Source organism: Pseudonocardia sp. ICBG162 (genome assembly GCF_020496225.1).
Taxonomy (GTDB): domain Bacteria; phylum Actinomycetota; class Actinomycetes; order Mycobacteriales; family Pseudonocardiaceae; genus Pseudonocardia; species Pseudonocardia alni.
On sequence record NZ_JAHLJD010000008.1, the window covers coordinates 1 to 15,199 of the forward strand.

The window sequence follows — 15,199 nt, forward strand, 5'->3', positions numbered from 1 at the left end:
TCATCTGGGCCTCCGGTGGTCGGTGCGGCTGGAACGCGGCGCAGCCTCAGCACGCCCGTGCCGGGGTCCCGAAGGGACGGCGGGGAGCCGGTGCTGGCCCGTGCGGGTGAGACCGCTACCGACCTCGGGCGAACCCGTGGCGGTCACCCGCCGGCGCCCATGCGCGCCCACCAGCGGGCAGGGACGGCGACCAGCCGACGCGCCGAACTCGCGCGTCACGAGTGACTGCGAGGCGGCCTCCGCGCACCCGGCGCGACCTCGTCGGGCGGTATCACCCGCACGGGTCGGCGGCGGCTCATCGGCGCTACGCCCCGGCGCGGGTGTGCTGACCTTCGGGCGATCCAGTCGTGCCGAGCACCGGAGGCCCCACCCGCACCGCTACCGGCCCCGCCGCCACCCCACGGTTGCCCACCGGCACCGAGCCGGTGACCGACCCACCCGACCGGCACCGGGACTGGTGACCGGCCCCTGCCGACCGGCACCGAGCTAGTGACCGCCCCTCTGCCGACCGGCACCGGCGGGGTCAGGACTTCCGACCAGGATGTCGGCATCGAAGCTGTCGAGGCTCACGGCCGTGGCCTGTCTCCTCGAATAGACCGTCAGTTCAGGGGCACCACGGCTGCCTGAGACCGGCGATCACATCGCCGCTCCCGGTCACCATCGTCGCCCCGTCCTGGATCAACCGGTGGGTCCCGACCGACAAGGCCGAAGTCACTGGGCCGGGCACAGCCATGACCGGGCGGCCGGACGCGTTCGCGGCCCCGACGAGGTGCAGGACCCCGGACCGTGCCGCGGCCTCGACGACCACGGTGGCGTGACCGAGCGCGGCGAGCAGACGGTTCCGGTCGAGCATGCGGTCCCGGGTCATCATCGTGCCGGGCGGCTGCGCGGAGACGACCAGCCCGTTCTCGGCGATCCGGTCGAGCAGGTTCACGTGCGCGGTCGGGTGGGCCCGATCGATGCCACACGGCAGCACGGCCACCGTGGTGCCCTGCGCAGCCAGCGCGCCGCGGTGTGCGGCCGCGTCGATCCCGAACCCGGCACCGGACATGATCACGCGCCCGGCCCCAGAGAGCTCGCCGGCGAGTTCGCCGGCAACGTGGATGCCGTAGCCGCTGGCGGCGCGTGCCCCCGAGATGACCACCGAGGGCTGGGCCAGCATCTCCAGCTCGGCGCGGCCACGTACCCACATACCCTGGGCTCCGGGGATCCCCATGGTCCCGGCCAGGGCCGTGGGCCACCACCGCTCGTCCTCGGGAATCAGCAGACGCGCTCCGCACCGGGCGCTGGTCTCCGCGTCGGTCTCGACAGCGGTGGCCGCGGCCCGTACGCGGTCCGGGGTCACCTGCTCTCTCAGGATTCCGGGGATGTCGCCGCTGCGGAGGCGCTCGGCTGCGGCGAGCGGACCGATGTGCAGCACGAGATGTTCCAGGTCGGGGCAGTAGCGGTCGATCAGACGCATCAGGAACGCGCGCGTAGCGCGGATCTCGGCCAGCGGGTCCGGACCGGGCTTCGGGCCGGGGATAGACGGGTGGGTGTTGGTCAGCATCAGGGCACCTCTCGCAGGTCAGGAAGGGGGTGTGGAGACGGGGCGTGCCCGGGGTGGCCTCCCACCCCGGGCACCTGCACAGACACCGCGATCAGCGGTGTGGGGTCAGTTGCCGGGCTCGTCCTCCGGCTCGACCTCGCTGATCGTGATGTTGTGCGCGGTCGGGATCACCTGCGCGCTGCTCACGCGGTGCTCGGCCTCGCAGTCCGGGCAAGGGACGACGGCGTCGACCTCGTGCACCCCGGGGATCAGTCCGCCCCCGGCGGCGCATCCGTCGGCGAATTCGACGAGCGTGTGGCCGTCGCTGAGCAGCAGCCCGTTCTCCATGCGGAACTTCTCGGCCATCGTGGCCACCTCCGTGTGCTCGGTCGGTGCGGCTGGAACGCGGCGCAGCCTCAGCGCGGCCCGCGGCGGGTCCCGCAGGGACGGCGGGAACCTGGTGCTGGCCCGACCGGTGTGAGACCGCCTCCCGACCCCGAGGGGACCTGGACCCCGCAGGGCAGCACCTGGCTCGCCCCTGCCGATGTCGAGCTCACAGCGAGTGGCGCGGTCTGGGCGCACCCGGCGTGGTCGAGGGCGACTCACGGCACCGGCGGGCCACTGCAGCCTGCTGGGGCGGGATCACCCGGGCGGGTCGGCGGCGGGTTATCGGCGCGTCGCCCGCCCCGGGTGTGCTGACCTCCGGGTGGTCCAGTCGTGTCGCCCGAGCGCCCGGGGCGCCCCGCCGAGCGCCTGCCCCGCGGATCCGGTTCTGGGGTGTGGTCAGGGCGGTGGCAGCAGTGCCGCGCCCTCAGCGATCGCGCTCTGATGGGCGAGTCGGCGGAATGCGTGCCGCGCTCCCTCGACTCGGCCGGGGTCGCCCACCATTCGGGCCTCGAGTTCGGGGATCGGCCAGGCCACGGTGACGCCGTGGCGGGCGAGGTAGAGCGCCGCCCGACGGATCTGCCACCGGTCTGCGGTGTCGAGCCAGACGTAGCCGAGTAGCTGCCACAGCCATCGTGCGATCCGCGCGGGCTGGTCTGTGCGCAGCACGGTCTTGACCTCGATCAGTGTGTCGCCGATGAGTAGGTCGGCTTCGGCCCAGTGCGGGACCAGCAGCGGGCTGGCGTAGCCCAGCCCTTCGCCGGGGACCGGGTCACCGGCCCAGCGGTGCCACCGGGCCAGGGTGCCGGACTCGTCCAAGTGCCGGACGACACCGGCGGCGTCGACGACGACCGGATCCGGACACAGCTGGCGCAGGGCTTCCACCGTCGGGGTCGTGGTGGACCCGGGCAGGGAGGCCAGGGCTCGCGGGGTGATCCCGGCGCGGTAGCGGTCCTCGCCCAGTGCCCAGACGCCGTAGGCGCGGGCCAGACCCCTCTCGGCGCCGGCGGTGCCGACCGTGCCGGTCGGGGCGTGGCCGGTGTGGAAGCGGCGGCCGCGCTCGGCGAGCTCCTGCAGCGCCGCGTCACCCCAGCCTCGGCGCGATGAGTCCGGTGTCGGTCCGGTGATGACCATGATGTCGCTCGGGGTCGGCCGTACCCCGGCGGCTTCGGCGGCCAGGTCGGGCTGCTGGTCGAGCACCGCCTGTACAGACGCGTACGCGGAGGCGATGCGGTGGGCAGCAGCTGGGGAGCACAGGTCGGCGGCCTGAAGACCACTCAGAGCCGCATACGGAGGGGCGTCTTGCACTAGCGCGGCCAGCCTTGCACCGACAACTCCGCCCACCGTCGACCAGTGGCCCGTCCCGACCCTGGCACCCGGTTGCGCGAGCGTCGACGTGGTTGCGGCCGCGCGGACCTGTTCGACCACAGCAGCGGTGCCGGGCAGGTGGGCCGCGGACCAGCGCGCCAGCTCACCCCGCTGCAGCTGCGAGGTCAGCGACATGACGTTCGACCCCCTGTTCCGACGGTCGTCGACGTGCCGTCGACCCGACAGTGGTCTCTTCCACGGGTACGGGGTGAGGATCAGCGGGCGTGGCCATCCTCGAGTCCTCGGCGCGGATGTGCGCGGGGGCGTTCAGTTCGCGAGGTGGCGGCGCAGGTCCGGTAGCGGTCCGCGGACATCCCACTCGATCAGCGGGGTGTTCGTGCTGCGGTAGTGCTCGACCTTGGTCTGTTTACGAGCGGTGTAGTCGTCACGGTCGAGCATTCCCCAGACCTCGACCATGGTCGTCGGATCGGTGTCGGTGAGTACGAAGTCCGGCAGGACAGCGGCGTCACCGTCGTAGCGCAGCGGTTTGACGAAGGCCCGTCTCGCTGCGGTGAGGGCATCGGCCATGACGACCTCGTGCGTGGAGTCGGCCGGGACGAGATCGGCGTTGGTCAGCATCACCGCGGCGCCGACGGCGGACAGGTTGCCCTTCTCGCTGCGCGCTACAAGGGCGAGCACGACCTGCTCGCTGCCGGCGGGGCGGCGGTCGGTCATCGCCGACGGCGCCGCGCGACGGATGCGCTCGTGCAGCGCCGTGGAGAAGAAGATCGGGGTGCGGTGATGGCGTAGGTCGCAGCGCTGCCCGTACGGGGTCGGGCTCCAGGAGCGAACCGCGCCGAGCACCAAGCCCCGCTGCGCCGTCCCGTTGCGCTCGACCAGGCGGCCGGTGAACCGCGCGAACGTGCCATTGTGCTGCTCAGGGTGGGCTGGGTCGAACGGTGGGACCACGTAACAGCACCAGGACAGCGGCAGGCCCGCCGAGGTGACTCCTATGATCGCCGACCGCAGCAGCGGACTGGCAGCGGCCCACCCACGCCGGCCGGTCCCTGTCCCGTTTTGCGGGGCGGAGCGGGTCAGGTCCGCGCGTTCCCACAGATAGTGCAGCAGCCCGAGCAGCCCCATCCGGGACCGCGCAGCCCCCGGACCACGGCCTGTGGCGCCCGCTGCTGCTGCCGGGTTCGTGGCGCGGACGCGCAGGGGGAGCGACAGCGACACGCTCGCGCTGCCGTCGTCGTCCTCCTGCAGGGCACCGGGCTGGTAGTGGCTTCGCCCCGACCACCGTCCACCGGTGTTGTAGAACTCGCAGCTGCGGACATGGGTTTGTCCACCGCCGGGCCAGCAGGCCAGGTAGTAGATCCCCTCGCGGTGGCGGATCACCAGCCGTGGTGACGGGTCGGTGCACAGACACCAGGCGCAACCGTCGGTGACTTTGGCCTTCTCCACCAGCGCCCGGTAGTCCCCCGCTGCGCGGCGTAGCTGCCACAACGCGACCTCGTGCCCGGCGAGACGCACCCGCGTGCGCGAGATCTCGCGCTTGTGCGCGGACTGGCTGCCTCGGTGGCGGGAGGTCGACGGCCGCCCGTCGCGTCCGTGGGGCATGCGGTCTCCTTACCCGGATCGACTCGGTCCTGCGGACGTTTATGGCTCCAGGCCGAGTTCTTCGTCCAATTCGACGCCGTCGTGCTCGGCGATCTCGCGGTTGAGCTGGGCCTCCCAATCCTCGACCAGTTCCTCGTAGAGGTGGGGTGCGCCGCCGTCGCGCTCGTACTGGAGGTGGCCAAGGGCCGCGTGGTAGGCAGCCAGAGAGGCCGGGTGGACCTTGGTGGTCCAGTCCGATTCAGCAGGGTCGGGTGTGGCTGGGGTGAGTTCGCCGCGTTCCGCGGCGGCAAGGCGCTGCTCGGCGACCGCCAGTGTTTCGCGGGCGTCGTCGATCGCCGCCCTTTCCTCAGCCCAGTCGTGATCGGGATTCTGGCGTACGAGGTAACCGTCGGCCTCTAGATCTTGATCCTGTGCAAGCTGCCCGGTCGCGATCCTCAGATCCGTTCTGGCCTCGTGGACGGCCCACGCTTCGTGGGCGACGTGAGGAGTCCCGAAAGAGCCGTCGGGCATCTCCCCCAGATAGCGGGCCGCGTTCTCGGTGTAGACGTGACGCGCCCCGTACCCATAGAACCGGCCCAGGCCCGGTCTGTGCTGCTCTGAATCGGCCATCCCGAGTTCGACCATGCGGCGGTCGTACTCATCAGCCCGGCCCCGAGTCGTTCCGAGCTGCCGGTCGTAACCCTCACTGGTTCCGGACATGCTGTTCCCTCCGGTAGTTCGTCAGACGGGCGTCCCAGGACGAGGCGGCGGCGTCGGTGGCTGCTCTGGTCCTCGGGCTACTGCTCGTCGTCGGTGGAGTTGGTGGTGCGGTTACGGGCGATGGTGCGTGGGGCGCGGATCCCGAAGGTCATCCCTCGGGTGATCGTGCGCTCAGCCTCGGCGCGGCTGAACCCCGCGACACCGATGTGGGTTGCGGCGGCGTCGAGCAGGGCCGCGTAGGCGTTGTCGGCGTCGAGCTCCCCGCCACCGACGAGCTGACCGAAGACCCGGGCAGCGCCCAGCAGGGTGACCTGCCGCCGGCCTTCCGCGGCGTGTTCGACCTTGTCGAGTTCGTCGGCCTGGATTGCTGCGATGTAGGCGTTCGCCCGCTTGGTCGGCAGGTCCCTCGTCGGCGGTCCCTGCGGGCGCGGCGTCGGCGGCGGCGTGAGCAGGGTGGCCAGCCACGTCGGAAGTTCTGCGATCTGGCCGTGCTCGGCGACCAGGTAGGCGCCCTCGGGGCGGATGCTGCCGGCGCCGACGACGAACCCACCCCCCGCGCGTGTATCTACGAGCGGGCCGAGGCTGTGCCCGTGCCCTCCGTGGGTGTTGCGCAGTGAACCGCCCCGGTCTTGATGGAGGCTCTGAACCCACGGAAGGGTTGGAGTCATGCCAGCGCCGAAGAAGTACCCCGATGAGATTCGGGAGCGGTCGGTCCGGTTGGTCCTGGACCTGGTCGAGGGCGAGGAGCAGGTGAACGTGACCGCGGCGTGCACCCGGGTCGGGGAGCAGCTGGGGATCAATCGGGACACGTTGCGGGGCTGGGTCAAACAAGTCCAGATCGATCAGGGCGTGCGGGCGGGGACGTCGACCTCGGAGCGGGACCGGATCCGGGCTCTGGAGAAGGAGAACGCTGAGCTGCGGCGGGCGAACGCGATTCTCCGCACGGCGTCGGCTTTCTTCGCGGCGGAGCTCGACCGCCCCAGCGGCAGCAAGTGATCGACTACATCGACACCCATCGCGACCGGTTCGGGGTCGAGCCGATCTGCACAGTGCTGGCCGCGGCCGGCGTGCCGATCGCCCCGCAGCTACTACGCGGCCAAGACCCGTCCGCTCTCGTTGCGGGCGCGCCGCGATGAGGTCCTCAAGGTTGAGATCGGGCGGGTGTTCGCCGAGAACTACCGGGTCTATGGGGCGGACAAGATCTGGGCCGCGCTCAACCGGGAAGGCACCCGGGTGGCGCGCTGCACCGTCGAGCGCCTGATGCGTGAGCTCGGGATTCGCGGTGCGGTCCGGGGCCGCACGGTGCGCACCACGGTTGTCGAGCACGGCGCGCAGCGGCCGGCGGATCTGGTTGAACGCCGGTTCCGGGCGCCAGGGCCCAACCGGTTGTGGGTGGCGGATCTGACCTACCTGCGCACGTTCTCGGGCTGGGTCTATGCCGCGTTCGTCGTCGATGTGTATTCCCGGATGGTGGTCGGCTGGCAACTGGCCCGGCATCTGCGCACCGACCTGGCCCTCGACGCTCTGGAGATGGCGTTGTGGCGTCGTGAGCTGCAACAGGCCGACATCTCGGGGCTGGTGCACCACTCCGATCGCGGGGTGCAATATCTGGCGATCCGCTACACCGAACGCCTCGCCGAGGCAGGCGCGGTCGGGTCGGTCGGTAGTCGCGGGGACTCCTACGACAATGCTCTGGCGGAGAGTTTCAACGGCCTGTTCAAGACCGAGTTGATCCGTCCGCGGGGCCCGTGGCGCGGCGTGGACGACCTCGAGATCGCCACCCTTGAGTACATCGACTGGTTCAACCATCGGCGCCTGCACGGCCAACTCGGGATGATCACACCGACCGAAGCCGAAGCCACCTACTACCGCAATCACGCCCCGCAGCAGCATGCTGAACGGGCAGAACCCAGCCTCCACTGAACCCGGGGCGGTTCAGTGCGGGAGTGGGCGGCGGGTCTGGACGAGATCGCGCGGTTGATTGGGTCGCGGTTCGCGCGTTCGGAGCCGCGGGCGAACGCGGTCGCGTATGTGCGGGGGCTGCTCTCGGAGCGGGAGCGGAAGAACTCGTGGACGATCTCCGAGCAGGCCGGTCAGCCGGTGCCGGATCCGATGCAGCGGCTGCTGTCGACGACGGACTGGGATCCCGATGCAGTGCGGGACGATCTGCGCACGTATGTCGTTGCGCACCTGGGCGACCGGGCTGGGATCCTCGTCGTCGACGAGACCGGGTTCCTGAAGAAGGGAGACCGGTCGGCGGGTGTCGCGCGGCAATACACCGGCACGGCGGGTCGGATTGAGAACGCGCAGGTCGGTGTGTTCCTGACCTATGCGACGCCGCATGGGCGGACGTTCCTGGACGGGGAGCTGTATCTGCCGAAGGCGTGGACCGAGGATCGCCCCCGATGTGACCGTGCGGGGATCCCTGCTGATCGTGAGTTCCGCACCAAGCCCGAGCTGGCGGTCGAGATGATCGCCCGCGCGATCGACGGCGGGGTTCCGGCGTCGTGGGTGACCGGCGATGCCGTCTACGGACAGCACTACCGGCTCCGCAAGAGCCTCGAAGACCGTCAGATGAGCTACGTGCTCGCGATCCCCTCCAACCAGCGCGTGATCGCCAAGACCACCTCGTCGATCATCGGGAGCGAGTACCGGGCCGACGCGCTCATCGCAGGACTGCCGGCCACCGCGTGGCGCAGCAGGTCAGCCGGCGCCGGATCGAAGGGCGACCGTCGCTACGCGTGGGCGCGGGCGCGGATCAACGGGGAACGCGATCCCGACGCCGAGTACTGGCTGCTGGCCCGCCGCAGCCTGACTGCCCCCTCAGAGCTGGCGTACTACCTCTGCCACACGCCCAAGCGAGTCGCGCTCAGCGAGCTGGCCCGGGTCGCCGGCGCGCGGTGGGCGATCGAGGAGACCTTCCAGACCGCGAAAGGCCAGACCGGCCTCGATCATTACCAAGTCCGGCAATACACCGGCTGGTACCGGCACATCACTCTCTCCATGCTCGCGCACGCCTTCCTCACCGTGACACGGTCAAAAAGGGGGCTCTCCACGCCGACAGCGGCGAGCTCATCGCGCTGAGCCTGCCCGAGATCCGCCACCTCATCGCCACCCTCGCACTGGACACGATCGCCGACCCCGGCCACGTGCTGCGCCGCTCACGCTGGCGACGAAGACACCAACACACCGCCCAACAGCACCACTACCAACACCGCAGCCACAACCCATAAACGCGACTGTAGTACTAGTAGCCATGCCGCGCCCCGGCCCTGCTGGAGGTGCGCCAACGTCCCAGGGAGGAGGATGAGCAGCGTGAGTGATGAGACCGCGCCACAGGACGTCCCGACCGTACGAACCCGGGCGGCTCTGTTGGGCGACCGACTCGCGATGCACTTCGAGGCCGGGCGAGTTCGCCTCAACGGTGTCCAGGTGACCGACCTGGATACCCCGGCCCCGGAGGGCACCCGGATCGTCATCGCTGGGACCTGACGACTCCGCCCCGGTCTCCTTCCGGGACGGCCGTCGTCGTCTGGGGCAGTGCGGTCGGTCGTGGTCAGTACCGCAGGTTGTAGAACGACCAGCTGGTTTCCTGGCTCTGGGTCGGGTTGCCGTTCGAGATGCAGCGGTACTCAGAGGTGTCGGGTCTGCCCCGGTAGGCAGCGATCGCCTCCTCGCACGCACCCCTGTTCGCGTAGGTCGCGACGTAGCTCCAGGTTGGGGACTGGGCAGGGGTAATGGGGGCTGCGGCGGCGGCCCCGGCACCGACCGACGTCAGCGTGGCGGCCCCGAGGGCGAGGCCGATCATCGTGGACCTGAGAACCCGCATGGTCCTACGCCTCCTGCTTGGTGATCTTGGACTTCACGGAGGGTAGGAGCGCTCTCTCGGGACCCCTCCCGAGCTCGGCTCGGGGCTGGAGGGTCTTGCTGTGGTCGGAGGGCGGCCAGCTCATCGGATCCGCCTGGTCCTCGTCCCGGACCGGTGCGGTGGTCCTTGGGGACCGCTCGACGGGAGGTCGCGGGCTTCGCGCAGCTCGCGGAGGTGCTCGCTGAGCGCTTCCCTGGCGGCCATCCGCGCCCCTCGTCCCGCCGGCCGGTCCCGCAGAACTGGCGACAGCGGTGCGGGAGGGGTGGGCCCGCTGCCGGTGCCGGTGCTCGCGCGCATCCGGCCGATCTGTACGGCGCGGATCTCGCCGAGGCGTCCCTGCCAGGGGCGTAGGCGGGCGCCGATGACCCGCAGGGGGTCGCGGGCACCGGTGGTGACTGGTCCACGCGGTCGGTCGGGGTGGTCGGGGTGGTGTTCGAGTGCGTGGCGCAGCCCAGCGACGGTCGCGCCGGCCTCCCACCACGGCTTGAGCAGCGACCGGGCACGCCAGATGTCGATCGTGCCCGGTTGTCGGCCTCCTAGGCCGAGAAGGGTGAGCAGGGTGAGGGTGGCTTGGTTTCTGGCACCGGGCGTGTTGGGGACGTCGTAGGGGTGCCACTTGGCTGCTTTGGTGGTCACTGACCGTCTGCCGCCCGACAAGGGCTTAAGACTCACGTGAGAAGTGGGGAGGTCGCCACTTTCATCCACAGTGGTCTGAGCTGGGTGTTCGTGTGTGTGGTCGGTCGGCGCGGTGAGCTGGGGGAGGGGGCTGTGGGTGACCAGGGCGTAGGTCGGTGTGCGGCCGGTGTCGGTGCCGAGGAACTCGGCGCTGGCTCCGGCTTCGACGACGACGAGCAGGCCGCGGTCGCGGGCCCAGGCCAGGACGCGGGACACGGTGCGGGCGGCGCGGGCGCCGGCGGCGCCGAGGCGGTCGGTGGTGAGCCCGGTGATCAGGCCGGTGTCCCAGTCCATGTGGCAGACCAGGCGGCGCAGGATCGCCGACCAGCTGGTGCGCTTGTCCGAGCGCCACTCCTCGTCGTCGACGAGGCGGGCGATGTATTCGAGGGCCTCGGGCTGGGAGGTCAGCACCCGCCACTGGTGGTCGATGAAGTTGCGCCACCCGGGGTGCGGGGTGAACCCGCGGGCGTGTCGGGCGCGGGCGCGGGTGACACCGCGGGCGCGCGCTCGGGCGGTGGGAGGCAGAGCGCGGCTCGGGCGCCCGGGACCGCTGGAGGGGCCTGAGGTCGAGCGCGCGGCGCGGCCGCGCGGCGCGCGACGAGGTGCGGCAGTGCTGCGGATGCCGAAGTCGCCGGCGGGCGGTTGCGCGCCGAGGGGGAGCTGGTGGAGCAGGCAGAGGTCGGAGGTGGGGCCGGAGGCCAGGGTGAACGCGCCGTGCTCGTAGCAGCGGATGCAGAACCCGGTCTCCGCCGCTGGTGAGCGGCGGTTTTCCGGGCATGACGAATTCGCCCCGTGTCTAAGGTGGTTGGCTCCCGGCCCAGGATGTATCCTGGACACGCGAAAGCGCCCCTTCTTCGCAGGTGGGGTAACGGCCCCGGTTCGCCGGGGCTACGGCATCAGGCGGGTGCAGGTCCGGCTGACGCGAGAACGATCCGAGGCGGTCTCCTGGCAGGGAGACCGTCTCGTTCTTTTAGGAGGCCTTGGTCAGGGGCTGCTCCGGGCGGTTGTACTGGACCGGGATCTGGCCCGGGATCTCGTTGCGGTAGCGCAGGCCCAGGTGGATCAGTGAGCCGGCGACGAGCGAGATGCTGCGGTCGCGTTCCCGAGCGATCTCACGGACGACCTGGTCGTCGGGGAGAGGGATCCGGGCTGTGAAGCCTGCTGACTCGCTGCGGGGGACTCGGAGGGGCAGCTCGTCTGGGAGCTCGTCGACGTGCTGAAGCCCGATGTTGATGAGCTTCGCAGCGGTCTCCGAGACGTACCAGCCGAGGTTGGTGGCCAGCGTCTTGAGCGCAAGATCGTCGGCCAGCAGTACCCGTGGAAGAACCACTGCACGCGGGCCCTTCGACGGGCGCCCTGTCGGTCTTCTCGCCATGGCGGTGATCCTGCCCGGTTTTCTGAAATCAGGACAGCGCGACACGCCCACCATCTTTCAGAAAACCGGGCATCGCCATCGGCTCGAGATCAAGGCAGTGCCTCGTTCCTGGCGATGAGTCGCGACGCCAGCGTCAGCAGCAACGGACCGGTCAGCGCGGACGCAGACGCCACTGATGCAGGCGAGTCTGCTCAACGCCGGCAAGCGCCCGTTGCTGCAGCTGCTCACGGTGGCAGCCGGGTGCTCTATCTCGGGTGCCTGTCCACGCTGTCGCGCATCATCCCAGAGCCGGTTTCTCGCCTGAGCCGTCCTCAGTGGTTGCGAGCATCGTCTGTGCGAGCCGGTCGACGTCTCGAAGCCACGGCTGCAGGTCTTCAGACAGAGTTGCTCGCAGTCGGCTTTGGACCCTCTGGACGTTGCGGGCCTCACGTGCGCTGAGCGGCCGGTTGCGCTCAGCTTCAAGCGCTTCCGCGAACTGTGTGGAAGGCATCATGAGCGATCGGGGCGTAAAGGCCGCAGGAACGTAGGCATCGTGTGAACCGGTTGCTACCGAACCGGACACCGCGGTAGTTTCTGGGAACCGACCTACCTGATCCGCGGGGGAGTCAGCGCGCTGCGGCGCGTCTCCAGCCAGGAGGTCGCACCCATGAACGCCGACCAGCCCGATCTGTGGCGCTCCCAGGGTAGCCCCGCGCCGATTGTGCTGTGGGACATGCTTGACGGTCCGATGCCGCGAGGGCTTCTCGGTGTCGGTGACCCGAACGTCCACCTCGTCGACGGCCGGTGGACCTTGTTCGTCGGCGGCTTCACCACCACGTTCCGCAACCGCCTGTTCCGCGCGCACCTGGTCGACGAGGCGACCGGTCCCAGCGGTCCATGGCGGATCGATCCCGACCCTCGGGGCCGGGCCCGACCGCTGGCCGCCGACCCGCCGAAGGGCTGTTGGGACGCTGCCGGCATGCACACCCCGAGCTACGTCCCGCCGGCTGGGGGCAACGGCGCCCGGGTCTATTACTCGGGTCGGGCGAACGTAAAGCACTACGGGCCCGGGAGCAGATACGCGATCGGCGTGCTCGAGCACACCGGCGGCCAGTGGCGGCGGCGCGGAGCACCGGTATTGGAGGGCAGCGCCCCACGGTGGAGCGTGCTCGAACCGCGAGTCGTTCACTCCGGGGGTCGCTACCGGATGTGGTACCAGGCGAACCCCCACGAGATTGGTCCCGGCGAGTACCCCGACTACGAGCTGCGGTGCGTCGAGAGCGAGGACGGCCTGACCGGTTGGACGCCGCCGCGCGTGTTCGCCGGGCCGGACGAGGGCTTCTTCGACATCGCGATCGCGCCGCGCGGCAACGGGTGGGTGATGCTGCTGGCACGCGGGTCCGACCTGCACGACACGGGCGGTTTCCCGCCTCAGGGCCTGTGGTGGAGCACGGCGGCGCACCCCAGCGCCGACCGCGCGGACTGGTCGCAGCCTCGGCGGCTCCTCGACACCGATGCGCCGGGTACTCCACTCTGGATGGCCCGCGGAACCTACGGCCCGGGCCTCGCGATCAATCCTGCCAACCCCGCTCGCGTCACGGTGCTGTTGACGGGCGTCCGGGCCGCCCCGCGGTGGCCGCGCCTGATGCTTGGGCGGGTCGCCCGGCTGCGTCGCCCGCCGGTTCCCGCACCGTTCTACCTGTCGGTGGCGACCGTGACGCTTGATCTGCCGACCTGCTGATCGATGCGCTTGCACGGCCGGAGTCCAGATCGGCGTAGGGCTCAGTGTGCAGGACCCCGACGGTGCAGCCACGCCGGATCGCGTCCACCAGGTCACGACGCGGATGTTCTGCGGCCGCTCACCAGTCTTCACCGGCGATAGCAACTATGCGATCGGCGTGCTGGAGCACACCGACGGCCAGCCCGCGAGCAGGTGTTGGAGCTGGCCCTGGGCAACCCGCGGGGCTCGGTACTGCTCTTCCACATTCCCACCACCAGAGACTGTGGTCCGCACTGGCGACAGCGTCTGTTCAGCCGGGATCTGTCCAGGCGGTGCCGTCCGCGGTGCGGTACGAGACGAGGAGGGCCATCGCAGCGTGCTGGGCGTGGTCGAGACCATCGCTGATGTCCGCCAGCAGCTGCTGTGCGGTCGGGTGAGCAGCGGCTTCATCGTTGCGTTCGAGTTCAGCGGTGATCGCGGCGAGTTGTGTGAGCAGGGTGAACAGCCCGGCGGAGGCCTCGGAGAGCGGCCCAGCGGTGGCCGGCCCGACAGGTCCGGCCGGTCGGTCAGGGGCGGGCGTCGGTGTGCACCGTAGGGAATGCAGCTGACGGAGTGCGCTGTCGAACCGGTCTCCAGAGCTCATGCTCTCCTCGGGGATCCACGCTCCAGTATCCGACATGTGTCCCCTCCCAGGCGTTCTGTGCTCGGGTGGCAGGTTCAGATTCGTGCCGGGGACCTTGCCCGCTTTCGGAGTCGCGCTCAACGAGTGAGCCGTGGCGTACTCGAATGTGTACGCGTTCGGGTACGCTGTGAGGTGTGTGGGTGCCTGAGGTGTTGTCGTTCCGGGAGTTTCGTACGGCGTTGGCGGCGACGTTGAAGCGGGTGCAGGACCCGGATGCGGAGCCCGTCTTCGTGGGTGCGCATCGCAAGCCCGAGGCGGTGGTGATGTCGGTGGCCCGTTACGAGCAGCTCGTCGGAGCGGCTCAGCGGCGCGCTGATGTCGACGAGGCGCTCGCCTCGGTGCGCGCGGAGGGCCTCGAGCCCAGCGCGCAGAGCCTGGCGTTGCTCGACGGTGTCGCGGCGGGTTCGCTGAGCACCGACGAGGCCCGTGAGCGTGTCCTGGCCCGTTACCGCCGTTGACCGGCCCGGACCCCTACCTCGACACCGGTGTCCTGCGGAACCGGCTGGGCATCTCCGACCCGGCCGAGCTCGCCCAGGCCGAGGCCGAGCTCACCGGGCGCTACGACCTGGACCACCTGCAGGATTTCCACCACTACATCTTCAGCGACCTCTACGACTGGGCCGGGCAGCTGCGCACCGTGTCCATCGGCAAGGGACAGCTGTTCTGCCTGCCCCACCACCTCGAAACCTTCGCCGACGACATCTTCACCCGCCTGCAGGCCCAGCAGGTGCTGCGCGGGCGTGACCTCGACGGCTTCGTCACCGGCCTGGCCGAACTGCTGGGCGACATCAACGCCCTGCACCCGTTCCGGGAGGGCAACGGACGCACCCAGCGGGCGTTCCTGGCCCAGCTCGCCCACGACGCGGGCTACGAGCTGCGCTGGACCACGATGGACCCGGCCGAGAACAACCGAGCCTCCGCGCTCTCGCTGGCCGGTGACAGCTCCGCCCTGCACACCATGCTCGCCCACCTCGTCAGGCCACTCCGCCAGCCACCCCAGTCACGGCCGGCCTCCACCGACAGCTGAGCAGCGCCTCCGTCTCGACGTCGGTCCGGCTTCTCGAGGGGGTGTGCCGTGTGTGCCGGAGTCGGCAAGGCGTTCCTGCCGGTGTGTCCGCCGCGTCTGGCCGAGTGGGCTGAAGAATTGTCGGTCCCCTGTCGCACACTGAGTCCGTTTCCCCGGCGCTGTGCGAGAGGATCGCGATGTCAGACCCCGTCATCGTGGCAGGAACCGCCCTGTCCCGTCAGCTGCAATCAGCATTCCGCAACGCACGCGATGCCCGCCGAATCGAGTGGGTCGAACGGGAGAACGAGGCCCTGACCGCCCTGCGGGTCCTGGCCACCTACCTCGCCTACCACCC

Annotated in this window: 14 protein-coding genes, 1 pseudogene and 1 other annotated feature; of the genes and pseudogenes, 5 read left to right on the forward strand and 10 right to left on the reverse strand. The window is 70.3% G+C overall.

Features of this window, described 5'->3' with window-relative positions:
• Positions 1-604: 604 nt before the first annotated feature.
• The 6 genes from KPL60_RS02725 to KPL60_RS02750 form a co-directional block, all read right to left on the reverse strand.
• Complete coding sequence (locus tag KPL60_RS02725; RefSeq protein ID WP_226364792.1) at positions 605-1,549, reverse strand: DNA-processing protein DprA; 945 nt, start codon at positions 1,547-1,549, stop codon at positions 605-607.
• Between the two features lie 105 nt (positions 1,550-1,654).
• Positions 1,655-1,894 carry a hypothetical protein gene (locus KPL60_RS02730; RefSeq protein ID WP_226364793.1) on the reverse strand — a complete coding sequence of 80 codons (240 nt, stop codon included), beginning with the start codon at positions 1,892-1,894 and terminating at the stop codon, positions 1,655-1,657.
• Positions 1,895-2,311: 417 nt separating this feature from the next.
• Positions 2,312-3,112 (reverse strand): hypothetical protein, encoded by an 801-nt coding sequence (locus KPL60_RS02735; protein ID WP_226364794.1) that lies wholly within the window; start codon positions 3,110-3,112, stop codon positions 2,312-2,314.
• A gap of 435 nt (positions 3,113-3,547) precedes the next feature.
• A complete protein-coding gene (locus KPL60_RS02740; RefSeq protein ID WP_226364795.1) occupies positions 3,548-4,840 on the reverse strand; it encodes a DUF1173 family protein in 1,293 nt (430 codons plus the stop codon).
• 39 nt (positions 4,841-4,879) lie between these two features.
• Entirely contained in the window at positions 4,880-5,539 is a 660-nt protein-coding gene (locus KPL60_RS02745; protein WP_226364796.1) for a hypothetical protein, read from the reverse strand.
• A 77-nt stretch (positions 5,540-5,616) separates the two neighbouring features.
• Positions 5,617-6,207 carry a bifunctional DNA primase/polymerase gene (locus KPL60_RS02750; RefSeq protein WP_226364797.1) on the reverse strand — a complete coding sequence of 197 codons (591 nt, stop codon included), beginning with the start codon at positions 6,205-6,207 and terminating at the stop codon, positions 5,617-5,619.
• Here KPL60_RS02750 and KPL60_RS02755 point away from each other — a divergent pair.
• Both KPL60_RS02755 and KPL60_RS02760 read left to right on the forward strand, forming a co-directional pair.
• Positions 6,206-7,462 (forward strand): annotated as a pseudogene (locus KPL60_RS02755) (IS3 family transposase). The gene KPL60_RS02750 and the pseudogene KPL60_RS02755 sit on opposite strands and share 2 nt — an antisense overlap.
• Positions 6,490-6,621, forward strand: a sequence feature (AL1L pseudoknot). It overlaps the preceding pseudogene by 132 nt.
• A gap of 15 nt (positions 7,463-7,477) precedes the next feature.
• Positions 7,478-8,623: an IS701 family transposase gene (locus KPL60_RS02760; protein WP_226364762.1), complete on the forward strand. Its 1,146-nt coding sequence runs from the start codon at positions 7,478-7,480 to the stop codon at positions 8,621-8,623.
• A gap of 472 nt (positions 8,624-9,095) precedes the next feature.
• Here KPL60_RS02760 and KPL60_RS02765 read toward each other — a convergent pair whose 3' ends face one another.
• The 3 genes from KPL60_RS02765 to KPL60_RS02775 all read right to left on the reverse strand — a co-directional run bounded on the left by KPL60_RS02765 (position 9,096) and on the right by KPL60_RS02775 (position 11,412).
• Positions 9,096-9,347, reverse strand: a complete 252-nt coding sequence (locus KPL60_RS02765; protein ID WP_226364798.1) for a hypothetical protein — start codon at positions 9,345-9,347, stop codon at positions 9,096-9,098.
• Positions 9,348-9,488: 141 nt separating this feature from the next.
• On the reverse strand, positions 9,489-10,493 hold the full coding sequence (locus KPL60_RS02770) for a hypothetical protein (protein WP_226364799.1): 1,005 nt from the start codon (positions 10,491-10,493) through the stop codon (positions 9,489-9,491).
• Between the two features lie 559 nt (positions 10,494-11,052).
• Positions 11,053-11,412 carry a hypothetical protein gene (locus tag KPL60_RS02775; protein WP_226364800.1) on the reverse strand — a complete coding sequence of 120 codons (360 nt, stop codon included), beginning with the start codon at positions 11,410-11,412 and terminating at the stop codon, positions 11,053-11,055.
• A gap of 691 nt (positions 11,413-12,103) precedes the next feature.
• Here KPL60_RS02775 and KPL60_RS02780 point away from each other — a divergent pair.
• Positions 12,104-13,177 carry a hypothetical protein gene (locus tag KPL60_RS02780; protein ID WP_226364801.1) on the forward strand — a complete coding sequence of 358 codons (1,074 nt, stop codon included), beginning with the start codon at positions 12,104-12,106 and terminating at the stop codon, positions 13,175-13,177.
• 289 nt (positions 13,178-13,466) lie between these two features.
• On the opposite strand, the gene KPL60_RS02785 is transcribed toward KPL60_RS02780, so the two are convergent.
• Positions 13,467-13,799: a hypothetical protein gene (locus KPL60_RS02785; protein ID WP_226364802.1), complete on the reverse strand. Its 333-nt coding sequence runs from the start codon at positions 13,797-13,799 to the stop codon at positions 13,467-13,469.
• Between the two features lie 179 nt (positions 13,800-13,978).
• Here KPL60_RS02785 and KPL60_RS34435 point away from each other — a divergent pair, with 179 nt between their 5' ends.
• Both KPL60_RS34435 and KPL60_RS02795 read left to right on the forward strand, forming a co-directional pair.
• Positions 13,979-14,296 carry a type II toxin-antitoxin system Phd/YefM family antitoxin gene (locus KPL60_RS34435; protein WP_226364803.1) on the forward strand — a complete coding sequence of 106 codons (318 nt, stop codon included), beginning with the start codon at positions 13,979-13,981 and terminating at the stop codon, positions 14,294-14,296.
• On the forward strand, positions 14,293-14,865 hold the full coding sequence (locus tag KPL60_RS02795) for a Fic family protein (RefSeq protein WP_226364804.1): 573 nt from the start codon (positions 14,293-14,295) through the stop codon (positions 14,863-14,865). Before KPL60_RS34435 ends, KPL60_RS02795 begins: the two co-directional genes overlap by 4 nt.
• Positions 14,866-15,199 lie beyond the last annotated feature (334 nt).

What these genes read in the sequence shown, in the direction of transcription:
- KPL60_RS02745 (WP_226364796.1), bottom strand. Translation starts at nt 5,539, where the DNA reads ATGTCCGGAACCAGTGAGGGTTACGACCGGCAGCTCGGAACGACTCGG.
- KPL60_RS02750 (WP_226364797.1), bottom strand. Translation starts at nt 6,207, where the DNA reads ATGACTCCAACCCTTCCGTGGGTTCAGAGCCTCCATCAAGACCGGGGC.
- KPL60_RS02725 (WP_226364792.1), bottom strand. Translation starts at nt 1,549, where the DNA reads ATGCTGACCAACACCCACCCGTCTATCCCCGGCCCGAAGCCCGGTCCG.
- KPL60_RS02730 (WP_226364793.1), bottom strand. Translation starts at nt 1,894, where the DNA reads ATGGCCGAGAAGTTCCGCATGGAGAACGGGCTGCTGCTCAGCGACGGC.
- KPL60_RS02780 (WP_226364801.1), top strand. Translation starts at nt 12,104, where the DNA reads ATGAACGCCGACCAGCCCGATCTGTGGCGCTCCCAGGGTAGCCCCGCG.
- KPL60_RS02765 (WP_226364798.1), bottom strand. Translation starts at nt 9,347, where the DNA reads ATGATCGGCCTCGCCCTCGGGGCCGCCACGCTGACGTCGGTCGGTGCC.
- KPL60_RS02740 (WP_226364795.1), bottom strand. Translation starts at nt 4,840, where the DNA reads ATGCCCCACGGACGCGACGGGCGGCCGTCGACCTCCCGCCACCGAGGC.
- KPL60_RS02785 (WP_226364802.1), bottom strand. Translation starts at nt 13,799, where the DNA reads ATGAGCTCTGGAGACCGGTTCGACAGCGCACTCCGTCAGCTGCATTCC.